This window comes from Nevskia sp. (assembly GCF_021732705.1).
Lineage (GTDB): Bacteria > Pseudomonadota > Gammaproteobacteria > Nevskiales > Nevskiaceae > Nevskia.
The window spans coordinates 52,988-66,588 of record NZ_JAKFUM010000016.1 but is presented as its reverse complement, the minus strand read 5'-3'; the positions used below and the strand labels follow the sequence as shown (position 1 = coordinate 66,588).

Below are 13,601 nucleotides of genomic sequence, written 5' to 3'. Positions count from 1 at the left end.
GGTGGCGGGACCGGTCAACGTCGGCTTTTTCGGCAAGCTGCCCAGTGCCGGTGATTTCGTGCAGCGGCGCCTGCCGGCGACCTTCGTCGACAGCTGGGACCGCAGTTTCGAGCATGCCGTCGCCGCCAGCCGGCAGGCGCTCGGCAGCGACTGGAACAGCGCTTATCGCAGCAGTCCGGTCTGGCGCCTCGTGCTCGGGCAGGGCGTCTGCGGGCCGTCCGGCTGGGCCGGCGTGATGGGACCCGGTGTCGATCGGGTGGGCCGCTGCTTTCCGCTGGTCATCGCCTGCGATCTCGGTCCGGATCCGGCCTCGCCGGCGAAGGCGCTCGCGCTCGGGCACTGGTTCGATGCCGCGGAGCGCGTGCTGAACGGCGCCTTGTCGACGCAGGCGTCGCCGGTCGAGCAGTTCGATCGGCAGGTGGCGTCGCTGGCGCATGGCTTCGGCCAGCCCCCGAGCGACTTTGCCTGGCTGCGCGAGGTCGACATCGTTTCCGATCGTCACTGGCGGCTGCCCTTGCCGACCGCCGGCACGCTGAGCAGCAGTTACCTGCAGACCGCCTGGCAGCGCATGACCAACGTCCGCTCCGGCGCGCTGTGGTGGACGCGCGGCGCCGGCCGCGTGCCGCCCACCGTGCTGATGACGGCGGGACTGCCGCAGCCGCAGGCTTATGTCGCGTTCATCGATGCCGCCGCTGCCGGTGAGCCGTGGCAGACGCGCGGCGATTTCGCGGCCGTGCCGGTGTCGGCGCCGGCCACGCCAGCCGCCGCGGCGATACCGAACCCGGCGCTGCCCGGCGGCCGTCCGGCGATCGATGCCGGGCCCGCCGGCAGCCCGGAAGCGCTGGTCACGCCGGCACCGATCGCCGATGACCTGTCGGACCTGTTCCCGGATGCGCCGGCTGCCGCGTCACCGCTGGCCGTTGCGGGAAACCGCTCGCTGCTCGATCCCGACGCCACCGTGCCGATCGCCCGCGCGTCCGCGCCTTCGGCACCCGCAGCAGTGCCGCCGCCGCCAGCATCACCGTCGGCTGGCTCCACACGGGCGGCCATCGGTGCGGCTGCCCATGCCGCACCGTGCGCGCGGCTGCGGACGCCGGATGGCCGGCTGACCCTGATCGCCTGCGACGCCGGCGGTCACGACGTGCGGCAGCGGGCGGCGGCGACTGTCGCCATCGCGCTGGACGATCTGCCCGAGCACGGCGATGCCCCGGCCATCGACTGGCTGCGGCAGCGTCTGATCGCGCTGCACGCGCCGCTGCGCGACGCCGCAAGCGATCTGATCGATCCGATCCAGGCCGATTGCGCCGTGGTTGCGGCGCGGCTGGCGTCCGGGCAGGCGGAGCTGCTGGCCATCGGGGCGGCCCAGACCTGGCTGATCCGTGGCGGGCAGGCGCCGACGCCGTTGCTCGGCAGCGCGATGCCGACGTCGGCACTGCCCGGCGGCGACGATCTCGACGATCTGCTGTTCGGCGCCGCGCCATCGACGGCGGCCGGACTCGGCGCTGCCGCGACCCCGACCTGCCTGAGCGCGCGCTGCGACGTTCGTGCCGGCGATCGGCTGGTGCTGGCGTCGTCCGCCGACCTGCTGGCCCGGCTGCCGTCGCTGCTGACGGCGCCATGGTTCGAGGTGCCTGCCGGGCGGGATGCCCAGGCCTTGCTCGCTGCAGCGGCAGGATTGCCGACCGATCCTTCCACCTGGCCGTTTGCCGTGATCGAGGTCTGATCCCGATGAGTTCATCGCCGTGAGCCGCTTTCTCAGTGCCGGACGCACCGATACCGGCAAGGTGCGTCATCACAACGAAGATGCCCTGCTGATGCGGGACGATATTGGCCTGTGGGTCGTCGCCGATGGCCTTGGCGGCCATTCAGCCGGCGACTACGCCAGCGGCTTGATCGTCGAGCGACTTCGAAGCCTGCAGCGGGCGCCGGAAATCTGCGACTTCGTCGAGCAGATCGAAGACACGATCACGCAGGTCAACGCCGATCTGCGCGCCGCGGCGTATCAGCGCCGGGTCGACCTGATCGGCTCGACCGTCGTCGTGCTGGTGCATCACCAGGACTACATGCTGTGCGGCTGGATCGGCGACAGCCGCGCCTACTGCTACGAGGACGGTCGCCTGCGTCAGGCCACGCGCGACCACGCCCACGGTGCCGAGGACGAGGTCACCCAGTTTGGCGATGCGCCGGCCGGCCAGCGTGGCGGCGGCGTGCTGACGCGCGCGCTGGGCGCCGAGGATCAGGTCTACGTCGACTGGGTGGTTGCGAGCAGCCGGCCCGGCACGCAGTTCCTGCTGTGCTCGGACGGCGTCAACAAGGAAATCAGCGATCGCGAGCTTGAAGCCGAGTTCCGTCGCGATCAGTCGCCGGCAACGCTCGTCGGCAGCATTTTCGAAACCGCGCTGGCGCGTGGCGCGCGCGACAACGTGACCGCTGTGGTCGTCCGTCTGACGGAGTAGCCGCCTCGCCATGAAAACGCTGGCTGAACTGCTTGCAGCCTATCGCAGCGGCACGCTGACCCTGGCCGCGCTGTTCGAGGCGCTGGACGCCCGCGGCCCGGTCGATGCCGCACAGCACGGCGCGGAGGTCGCGGCGCTGGAGCGCCTGGGTTCCGATGGCCGGCTCGACGCCAACATCGTCCGCGCCCTGGTCGCCAAGCTGCGGACGGTCCAGCAGCGGCTGGCGGCAGGCGACAGCGACGCGACGCAGCCGACGCAGCGTCCGCCCGCGCCGCGGCCGCCGCTCGACGATGCCACCGTCGTCAAGCCGGCAGCGCCGCCCGCGGCGCCCGATGGCGACGCCACGATCGTCAAGCCGGCGTCCCCACCACCGTCGGGCCGGCCGCCCGCGGTCGACGACGCCACGGTGGTCAAGCCCGCGACGCCGCCAGCAGCGACGGCGCCTGTGCCACCCGTCGACGACGCGACGGTGGTCAAGCCGGCCGTGCCCCCGCCCGCGGTCGCAGCGCCGCCGCCGGACAGCGACGCGACCGTCGTTCGCACGCGCACGGTGCTGCCGGTGCCTCCGCCGAGCGCATCTTCAGCGCCGCCGTCGACCCCGGCCGGCGACATCACCGTGGTCAATCCGACGGCGGGAGCCGGCCGACCGGCCGCACCGCCCCCCACCGGCCCGCTGCCCGGCCAGCCGGTCGATGCCGGCGGCTCGAACACGGTGTCCAGCACCGTTTCGAGCACGGTCTCGGGCACGGTGTCCGCGACCTCGGGCACCAGCTCCAGTTCCACCTGGCAGCGCGTGGCCGAGCAGGAAGGCGGCGACTTCGTCACCGTCGGCTCGCTGCTGAAGGGCCGCTTCTATCTCGAAAAGGAAGTTGGTCGCGGCGGCATGGGTGTCGTCTACAAGGCGCGCGACGAACGCAAGGTCGAAGCGCGCGACCGCGATCCGTATCTCGCGGTCAAGGTCCTGAACGACGAGTTCCGCCGCCATCCGGATTCGCTGATCGCGCTGCAACGGGAATCGCGCCGCAGCCAGCAACTGGCGCACGACAACATCGTGCGCGTGTTCGACTTCGACAAGGATGGCTCGATCGTCTTCATGACGATGGAGTACATCGACGGCTCCGACCTCAAGGGTCTGATTCGAGACAAGGCCTACAACGGCCTGCCGCTGAAGGACGCGCGGCTGCTGATCGAAGGCATGGCGCGCGGCCTGTCGCGCGCCCATGCCGACGGCGTGGTGCACAGCGATTTCAAGCCCGGCAATGTCATGGTCACCCGCGGCGGCGTGCCGAAAGTGTTCGATTTCGGCATCGCCCGCGCCGGCAAGCCGATGGGCGACGCCGTCGGCGAGACCTCGGTGTTCGATGCCGGCACGCTCGGCGCGCTGACGCCGGCGTATGCCAGCCTCGAAATGATCCAGGGCAAGGACCCGGAGCCGGCCGATGACGTCTACGCGCTCGGCTGTGTGGCGTTCGAACTGCTGACCGGTCGCCACCCGTTCGACAAGGTCAGCGCCGAGGTGGCGCAGAAGGAAGGCCGCAAGCCGCCGCCGGTCCCGGGGCTGACCAAGCGCCAGTACAAGGCGCTGGCCGCAGCCGTCGCGTTCAGCCGGGACCAGCGCCTGAAGAGCGCGATGGATCTGGTCGAAGGCCTGCGCGAACTGAGCCTGCGCGAACGCGCGATGCCGTACCTGCTGGTCGGCGTGCCGGCCGTGGTGGTGCTCGCCGGCGGCGGCTGGGGCGTGATGAGCTATCGCGAGAACCAGCGGCTCGATGGCGTGATCTCGCGTTTCGAGGTCGCGCGCGCCGATGCCTACGCCAACGAGGACGAGGCGCGCGCCGCGCTCGAGACGCTGGACGAAGAGGTGCGGAACCGGCTGGTCCTCGCCAAGAGCGAGATCATCGAGGGCTATCTGCTGGCCCGCATCAACGGCTACTGGAGCCCGGACAAGAACCTGTTCGACTACGCGAAGGCGAAGAACGTCTTTGCGCTGCGCGATCGCCTGAAGCTGTATTCGCCGGCGCTCGACATGAAGCGCGACGAGGTCGAACGTGCCCGCAACGACCTGCTGAACACGCTCGACAGCCAGCTGACGGCACAGATCGATGCCGACGCGATCTTCGAGACCGGCACCGAGAACGTCGTGCTGACCTTGGCGAAGATTCGGGCGATCGATCCCGACAGCGGCCTGTTGAAGAACGCGCGGCTGGAATTGAAGTACGACGCGGCGATCGGCAAGTCGCTCGACGAAGGCCGCATCGACGAAGCCAAGCAGCGGCTGGACCTCGCCAATCGCTACTTTGCCGATTCGCCGCGCATCAAGACCCGCGCCCAGCAGATTGTCGAACTCGGCAACACGCTTGCGGCGCAGCAGCAGAAGGAGCAGGACGCCCAGCGCGCGCAGCGCGAGCGCGAGCAGGCCGTGCAGACGCTGGCGGGCCTGATCGATCGCCCGGTCAACGCCGACGACTGGCGCCAGCAGGCGGCCGAGGCTTATCGCAGCGCGGCCAAGGCCGCCGAGGATTCCTCGGCGCTGAAAGCCCAGCTCGACACGCAGGCGGCGCGCCTGAAGGCTGCACTGGCGACGCAGGTGCGCGAGACCCAGGACCCGGCGAAGGCGATCGATCTGGCCGGCTTCGGCATCGACCTGTTCCCGGGCGATCCGGCACTGACCAAAGCGCGTCAGGCCCTGCTCGACCAGCAGAACAAGCTCGCGCAGGAAGCGCAGACCAAGGCGCAGCGCATCGACAAGGCCAAGGCCCGCATCGCCGACCTGCTGGCCAAGCCGCTCGGGACCGCGGTCTGGCTGCAGGACGTGAAGACGGCGCTGAACGAGGCGCGCACGCAGATCGGCGGTGAATCGCCGGACTTCGCGAGCCTGCGCAGCTCGGTCGACAGCGGCGTGGTCAAGCTGGCGCGGGATCGCATCGCCAGCGGTGCGCTGGACGATGCCGAGCGCATCGCCAGCGCCGGTCAGCAGATCAATCCGGCCGATCCGGGCTACGCGAAGATCCTCGCGGATGTCGGCCAAGCCCGTGCGGCCGCGAAGTCCAGGGTCGAACAGGAAAAGGCCCAGAAGCTGGCCGACGCGCGCAAGGCGCTGAGCGACCTCGTGGCCCGTCCGGCGTTCACGGCCGACTGGCAGCGATCGGTCTCGAATGCGCTCGATGCCCTGAAAGGCGATGCCTCGGCAGAAACCAAGCGCGTCGTCGATGGCATCGGCGACGGCATTGCCGCGGAAGTCGCCAAGCTGACTGCACCGCAGCAGATTCCGCAGGCGCGCGCCGCGCTCGACTTCGGCCTCAAGCTGCAACCGAAGGCGCCGAAGCTGCTCGAGCAGCGGGCAAGGCTGGATCAGCTGCAGCGCGACAATCAGGCCAAGGTCGATCAGGAGAATGCCGAGGCCGAGGTGAAGTCGCGCATCGAGTCGGTCAAGAGTGCGGCTGCGGCCAACGACATCCAGAAGGCTCGCGAGTCGCTGACCCGCATCCGCGCACTGCAGCCGGACAACGCCTTCGCCAAGACCGAAGGTCCGGACCTGCTGTCCGGCGCCTATCAGCGGCTGGCGGCGGAGGCGTTCCAGCGCAAGAACTGGCAGTCGGCGTCGGACCTGATCGCGCAGGCCGGCAAGCTGCTCGGCGACCGTCCGGAACTGCGGCCACTGAAAGCCCGCTACGACCTTGTTGCCGCGATCAAGGCGGCCGGCAACGGGCCGCTGGCGCAGGCCGACTACGACCGTCTGAAGAAACAGCTCGACGACGTGCGCAGGCTCGATTCGGCAGCGCTGACCAAGCTCGAGTCCGATCTCGCCAATGCCGGCCAGCTGGCCGAAAAGACGCTGGCCGGACGGCTCGACAAGATCAAGCCGGGCAGCGTGCCGGTACCGTCACCGGCCGCTCCCGGTGCGGCACCGGCGCCTGGCGCGGTGTCGGCTCCGGCGCCGGTGCCGGGCGCTACGCCCGCGCCGGCCGCGCCCGTGCCCGGTGCGCCGCCGGCGGCGGACAGCAAGCCGGCCGTGCCCACGCCGGCTCCGGTAGCGCCGGCACCCGGCGCCGCAGCGGTGACGCCGGCTGAAGAACCGCCGTTTGTCGCAACGGGCCCGGACCCGTGCAACAAGCCGGACCTGATCGGCAAGGGCAAGGCCTGCTTCGATGCACTGGCCGGCAGCCGGCGCGGCCCGCGTCTGGCAATCGTTCCCGGCCTCGACGGCGGTACCGCGTACGGCCTGACGCGGTCGGAAGTCTCGATCGCCAACTACAACGAGTTCTGCGCCGCGACCAAGTCCTGCGCAACCCGCGCCGTGGCGGACGAGGACATCGGCAACGCGCCGATCACCAATGTCAGCTACGCGCAGGCCAATGCCTATGCCGCATGGCTGACCAAGGCCAGCGGTGGCTATGTCTACCGCTTGCCGACCGAAGCCGAGTGGGCCCATGCAGCGAAGGGCGGCGCCGGATTCAAGCAAGCCGAGAACAGCAACTGCGTGCCACCGGGCGGTACGCCCGGCAGCGGCTCGCCGGTCTCGGCCAAGGGCCGTGATCCGAATCCTTGGGGACTTGTGCACATGAGTGGCAACGTCTGGGAATGGGTCACGGCCGGTGGCAAGATCGTGATTCGTGGCGCGAGCTTCAACGACTACTGGTCCGACTGCACGGTCGACGCTCGCCGCGATGACAACGGTCAACCCGAGAAGGACGTCGGCTTCCGGGTCTTGAGGGAACTGAAATGAACGAACGCGAAGGCGCCGTGAATCAGGATCTTCAGGTGCTGGGCGATGCCTATCGCCTCGGCCAGATCGCTGCGGCGGAATACCGCATGCGCCGTCGCAACGTGCTGGCCACGCTGCGACGCAGCGACACCATCACCGCTCGCAAGGCGCCGAAGGCCGCCAGCATCGAAACGGTCCGCACCAGCCGTCCCAGCGCGCGAACGCCGGCCGGCGCCGTGGCCGCCATGCCGGGGTCGATGACGATGCCACCACCGTCGGCAACGGCGCGAAACACGGCTTGGCGGTACTGGCTGCTGTTCGCGATCGGCGTGGCTCTCGTTGCTGCGCTGATCGCGATGCTGCTGGCGAGCCCGGACGGCGCCGGTGATCGCGCGGCCTTCGGCGCGGCATCGGCGACGACGGTCGCCACCGCGTTGCCATCGAATCCGGCGGCCGTTCGAGCAGTGCAATGATTCATCGATATGACTTGAACAAGCGGTTGAATGCTTGCAAGGTCATGGCGAATCGACTCCATTTCCCGATGAATGAGATTCAGATCACAGCATCGCGATTCGGAGCCTGTGACATTAACGTCGTCGTGATCGTGGGGCTCACGAAGTCCTGATCGACGACGCAAGGCAACCGCGCGACGCCTCGCGCCGCGGCTGACCGGCGCAGCGAGAAACGCTGACAGACAAACGCTGAACCGTGGTGGCAGTACCTTTTCACCGATGAGGATCGCGTGAAGAAAGAACGAGACAGCGCCTCAGGCGCGGGCTGGGTGAATACAGGGTCGGACGGTCATCGGGCCGAGTCCGATGCAGGGCGGGATCTCGTATCCGCGCCCGAGGCCGGTATTGCTTGCGACGGCCACCGGCCTGTCGCGCTCGACGCACGCGTCTCGCAACCATCGCCGCCTGCTGGTGATCGCGCGCCTCACTCCGGCAGACCCGTAATGCACGGCGACCCAGGCGGTCGGCCTTGCGAACCCGCTCTCGTGTCGTGCGCCGAAAGCAGCGCCACCGCGCATGCACCTGCCTCTGCTTGCCCAGACCTCGTCACGCAGCGAGGGAATACCGATAACAGCCGTTGCAATACGGCATTCAACCCGGGAATGACGATGAAACACCGCCCAGCAGCACGTCCATCCGTCGTGTCGCCCGCGCCTGATGCGCGGGCCAGACCTCTTGCACGCAAGACATTGTCGCGGGCGATCGCGGCGTGGCTGCTGCTGTTGGCGGGCTCGGCACCGGTGGCCTTCGCCGAAGACGCAGCGACTGCGGATGTGGTGCCGCCGTTGAAGGATCGCAAGGCGGACGACGCGGCGCCGCGCATCGTCGTTCGTGGATTCACGGTGTCCGGTGTCGGCAACCATCCGGAGCTCGGCATCACGCCGGCCTTGATCCAGTCGCAGGCCGATGCCGAGTTCGCAGCCGCGGTCGCCGCGGCCGGCGATCAGCCGGTAAAGTTCAGCTTTGCCGACATGCAGGCGATCGTCGACCGGATCAGCAACCGCTACAAGGCAGCCGGCTTCATCCTGAGCCGCGCGTTCCTGCCGGCGCAGTCGATCGGTGAAGACAAGATTGTCCGCATCGATGTGCTCGAAGGCCACTTGTCCAAGGTCATCGTCAAGGGCAACAAGCGCTACGGGGCGAATGTCATTGCCTCGCCGACCCAGCGCCTGATCGGCAAGCCGCTGATCGAGGACGAGGTCAAGACCGCGCTGCTGTACGCCGACGATCTGCCGGGCGTCAGCGTCTCGTCGACGCTGCAGCCGGGCCAGAACCCGGGCGAGACGGAGCTGGAACTGCGCGCGACCGAAGACAAGCGGCCGCTGCAGTACTCGCTGGGTTTCAGCAACTTCGGAACGCGCTTCACTGGTCGCTATCGCGCGACAGCGGGCGTCCAGTGGAACAGTCCACTGGGCTTCGGTGACACGTTCAACGCCCTGTTCGAATACGGCATCTATCCGGAAAACAATTACTTCGGCTCAGCCAGCTACCGCCTGCCGATTTCGGAAGTGCGTGGACTCGGCACGGTGGTCGGCTACACGCGCAACCAGTTGCAGATCAACTCCGGCACCTTCGCCGGCCTCGGCATCAATGGTCCCTCGTCGACGTATTACGGCGGTGCCGAGTGGAAGTTCATCAACACGCCGGATCTGAAAGTCACCGGCAACCTGCTGTTCAACTACGAGTCGTCGAAGCTGTCCGACGCCACGAGCCTGATTTCGAACGACCGGTTTTCGCTGGTCACCGGCAAGGTCGTGGCCAACCGGACCGACAAGGTCTTCAAGGGCGTCGACGTCTTCGAGTTCGGATTCCGCAAGTCGATCGACGATCGCTCGGTGGAGACCGACAGCCGGCCACCGGCCGATACCGCCTTCATCATCGGGACCGTGTCGTATACCCGTCTGCAGTTCCTGACCAAATCGCAGCGACTGATCTTCAAGGTCAACGGACAGTACACGCGTGATGCGCTGATTCCGATCGAGCAGTTCGCCATCGGCGGGCCGGAAAGCGTCCGCGCCTATCCCGTGGTCGAGGTGCTCGGCGACCGCGGCGTGTTCACCTCGCTGGAGTATCACGTCAATGCCCCGGGCTTCGGCGATGCGATCTCGCCGTTCTATGGCCGGCCGTGGAAAGAGATTCTCGAGTTCGAGGTCTTCACCGATTTTGCACGGGCCGAGCAGGCCGGCCAGCACCGCGGCGCCGGCAGCAACGCATCGAGCCGCAGCGGCATCGGCACGGGCGTCCTGTTCCGCCTGCCGCGCTTCTATCAGATGCAGTTGCACCTGTCCGGCGCTGTGCCACTCAGCAACGCCGAGGCCAGCGACCAGAACGATTACCACATCTACGGCCAGATCGGCTTCTCGTTTTAAGGGGTGACGAACATGAACCAGAACCGCCGCCAGTCCGCTTCCCATACCCGTCCCGCGCAGGCTTCGGCCGTGTTTCACCCGGCTGCCGCGCCGATTGAAGGATCGCTGCCGCAACTGCGCCGCCGCAGCTTCCCGTTTGCGGCCTACTTCCTCAGTGCAGCGCTGACCACCGGTGCGGTACTGCTGTCGCCCGATGCCGAGGCCGGTCCTACCGGCGGCGTGGTCGTTGGCGGTTCCGGCACCATCGGCAGCAGCGGCACGACGACCACGATCAACCAGAGTTCGCAGCGCCTGTCGCTCAACTGGCAGACGTTCAACGTCAATGCCAACGAGACGGTCAATTTCGTGCAGCCGTCGTCTTCGTCGGTGGCGCTGAATCGAATCCTCGATCAGAACGCGAGCCAGATCTTCGGCTCGATCAACGCCAACGGCCAGATCTTCCTGATCAACAAGCGCGGCATCATCTTCGGCGAATCAGCGCGGCTCAACGTCGGTGGTCTGTTGGCGAGCTCGCTGGATCTGACATCGAACAACTTCCTGGCCGGCAACTACTCGCTCGATGCCAACGGCCAGCTCGGTGCCATCGTCAATCACGGTCTGATCGTCGCGGCGAGTGGTGGCTCGGTCTCGCTGATCGGCAGCAAGGTCGTCAACGACGGTCTGATCCTCGCGAACTATGGCCGCATCAACCTCGGTGCGGCCGATCGTGCGTTCCTCGATTTCGACGGTGACGGACTGATCACGGTTGAAGTCACGGGTGAACTGCGCGAGCGCCTCGATGCAGCGGCGCCGGCCATCAGCAATACCGGCGAACTGCGCTCGGAAGGCGGCACCGTGGTGCTGCAGGCTTCGGCCACGCGTGAGCTGTTCAACAATCTGATCAACAACAGCGGCGTGATCAGCGCCGGCAGCATCAGCAGCGAAGGCGGCGTGGTGCGGCTCGTTGCCAACGGCGGCAATGTCCAGAACAGCGGCCGTATCGATGCGACCGGGACCCGCGGCGGCAGCATCCAGCTGCTGTCCGATCGGGATGTGCTGGTCACCGGGCAGGCGGTCGTCGACGCCTCCGGCCGCGACGCCGGCGGCAGCGTCCGCATCGGCGGCGGCATCAGTGGTGGTGAAGGCCTGCTGCAGGCAGAGCGTACCTATGTCGCCGATGGCGCCACCGTCAGCGCCGATGCCACCGGCAACGGCAATGGCGGCTCGGTCGTCGTCTATTCGAAGACCAACACCGTGATCGCCGGCGATCTGTCGGCGCAGGGCGGTACGCAGGGCGGCAATGGCGGCTTCGTCGAGACGTCGAGTCAGGGCGGCTTCTACATCAGCAAGACGCCGAAGGTCGGTGCGCGAACGGTCGATGGACTGGGCGGTGAGTGGCTGATCGATCCCTACGACATCACGATCGTGGCCGACGGGGCCGGCAACAACACCTTCGATCCAGCGGACCCTTTCGCCGCCAATGCGGAAGGAACGACGATCGACGTCGGGCTTCTGATCACGGCGCTCAACGGCGGAAACACGGTGACCGTGTCGACCGGTGGCGCACTGTCGCCGGGTGGTGATCCCGGCGACATCACGCTGGCGACGTCGTTCGATTACGACGGCATCGGCAGCGGCACGCTGAACCTGAACGCGGCGCGCGACATCGTGATCGATGGTGTCATCAGCGATGGCGTGGCGGGTGGCGACCTGCTGAACGTGAACTTTCAGGCAGGTCGCGCGATTGCCATCAATCAGAACATTCAGCTCAACGGTGGAGACGCCGTGCTGAATGCCACAACCGGCAATATCACGCGCAGCAACAGCGCCGTGATCGATGCCGACGACATCACCGCCACGGCCGCCACCGGCGTGCAGCTGGCGATCAATGCCAACACGCTGAGCGTCATCAACAACGGCGAGACCGGCAACATCGACCTCACCGAGCAGAACGGCGTGACGGTGGCGCTGCTCCAGCAGACGAATGCCGCCAACGTGGCCGGCACGGTCTCGCTGGTTTCGGACACCGGATCGATTGCGCTGACCGATGGCTCGGTGCTGAGTCAGGGCGGTCTGATCACCTTGACCGCGACGACCGGCGCGATCACGGATGCGGGTGGCGGCGGTGTCGCCAACATTCGCGCGCTGAACGATGGCGACGCCGTGCTGACGGCCGCCACCGGCATCGGCAGCGGCGACGCGATCGAGACCTCGATCGATGCGTTGACCGCTTCCGTCACCGGCATCGGCAACCTTGAGATCGACGAGGCCGACGCGCTGACCGTCACCAGCGCGACGACCAGCAACGGCGCGATCACCATCGTCGCAGGCGGCACGCTGACCGCGACCAGTGTCGTCTCGACGACCGACAGCGACGCGAACGACATCAGTCTGACGGCGACCACGGGCGACCTGAGCGTCGGCACGGTGAATGCCGGTGCCGCAGGCGACGTGACCTTGACCGCAACGGCCGGCGCCATCACCGATGCCAATGGAGCGACAACCAATGTCACCGCCGATGTGCTGACGGCGACGGCAGCGACCGGCATCGACCTCGACACCGCCATTGCCAGCCTCGATGCCAGCGTGACCGGTGCCGGCAACATCGACATCAGCGAGGCCGACGCGCTGACCGTCACCAGCGCGACGACCAGCAACGGCGCGATCACCATCGTCGCAGGCGGCGCGCTGACCGCGACCAGTGTCGTCTCGACGACCGACAGCGACGCGAACGACATCAGCCTGACGGCGACGACGGGCGACCTGAGCGTCGGCACGGTGAATGCCGGTGCCGCAGGCGACGTGACCTTGACCGCAACGGCCGGCGCCATCACCGATGCCAATGGAGCGACAACCAATGTCACCGCCGATGTGCTGACGGCGACGGCAGCAACCAGCATCGACCTCGACACCGCCATTGCCAGCCTCGATGCCAGCGTGACCGGTGCCGGCAATCTGACGATCGACGAAGCGGATGCCATCACCCTGGTCGACGTCGACACCGCCAATGGCGCGATCGCGATCACGGCCGCGGGCGCCGTGAGCGCCACCGATGTCGCCGCGACCGGCGGTTCGGCGTCGCTGACGTCGACCGGGGCGGGCAGCAGCATTTCGGTGGCAACGACGGTCAGCGGCGCCGGTGTCACGCTGGTGGCCAACGCCATCGACATCACGGGCACCGTCAATGCCGGCGCCGGGACGGCGGAGATCCGCCAGGCGACCAATGGCACCGCCATCACGCTGGGCGCCGAGCAGTCGGGCGAGCTGAGCCTCACCGACGCCGAGCTTGATCAGATCACTGCCGGCACGATCGCGATCGGCAATGCGAGCAGCGGCACGATCACGGTACGCGGCGCGATCAGCCCGGCGAACAGCGCCAGCTTGAACCTGACCTCCGGCGGCGCCATCACCGGCACGGCGGCAGGCACCGACATCACGGTCGACAATCTCGTCGCAACCGCGGCAACCGGGATCGATCTCGACACGGCGATTGCGAGCCTGGACGCCAGCGTGACCGGTGCCGGCAGCCTGACGATCGACGAAGCCGACGCGATCACCTTGACCGACGTCGACACGGCGA

At 67.9% G+C, this 13,601-nt stretch carries 6 protein-coding genes; all 6 read left to right on the top strand.

Annotation, left to right across the window (positions count from 1 at the left end):
* Position 1 precedes the first annotated feature (1 nt).
* The gene (gene tagF / locus QZ951_RS16910) at positions 2 to 1,723 is read left to right on the top strand and encodes a type VI secretion system-associated protein TagF (RefSeq protein WP_293002716.1); all 1,722 of its coding nucleotides are present in this window, start codon (positions 2 to 4) and stop codon (positions 1,721 to 1,723) included.
* 19 nt (positions 1,724 to 1,742) lie between these two features.
* Complete coding sequence (locus QZ951_RS16905) at positions 1,743 to 2,456, top strand: protein phosphatase 2C domain-containing protein (RefSeq protein ID WP_293002714.1); 714 nt, start codon at positions 1,743 to 1,745, stop codon at positions 2,454 to 2,456.
* A gap of 10 nt (positions 2,457 to 2,466) precedes the next feature.
* Positions 2,467 to 7,182 carry a protein kinase gene (locus QZ951_RS16900; protein WP_293002712.1) on the top strand — a complete coding sequence of 1,572 codons (4,716 nt, stop codon included), beginning with the start codon at positions 2,467 to 2,469 and terminating at the stop codon, positions 7,180 to 7,182.
* On the top strand, positions 7,179 to 7,634 hold the full coding sequence (locus tag QZ951_RS16895) for a hypothetical protein (protein ID WP_293002710.1): 456 nt from the start codon (positions 7,179 to 7,181) through the stop codon (positions 7,632 to 7,634). The genes QZ951_RS16900 and QZ951_RS16895 overlap by 4 nt, the downstream gene beginning before the upstream one ends.
* A 728-nt stretch (positions 7,635 to 8,362) precedes the next feature.
* The gene (locus tag QZ951_RS16890) at positions 8,363 to 10,042 is read left to right on the top strand and encodes a ShlB/FhaC/HecB family hemolysin secretion/activation protein (RefSeq protein ID WP_293002708.1); all 1,680 of its coding nucleotides are present in this window, start codon (positions 8,363 to 8,365) and stop codon (positions 10,040 to 10,042) included.
* A gap of 12 nt (positions 10,043 to 10,054) precedes the next feature.
* Positions 10,055 to 13,601 (top strand): filamentous hemagglutinin N-terminal domain-containing protein (locus tag QZ951_RS16885; RefSeq protein WP_293002706.1); only part of this gene is annotated, 3,547 nt, incomplete at its 3' end.

What these genes read in the sequence shown, in the direction of transcription:
- QZ951_RS16895 (WP_293002710.1), top strand. Translation starts at nt 7,179, where the DNA reads ATGAACGAACGCGAAGGCGCCGTGAATCAGGATCTTCAGGTGCTGGGC.
- QZ951_RS16900 (WP_293002712.1), top strand. Translation starts at nt 2,467, where the DNA reads ATGAAAACGCTGGCTGAACTGCTTGCAGCCTATCGCAGCGGCACGCTG.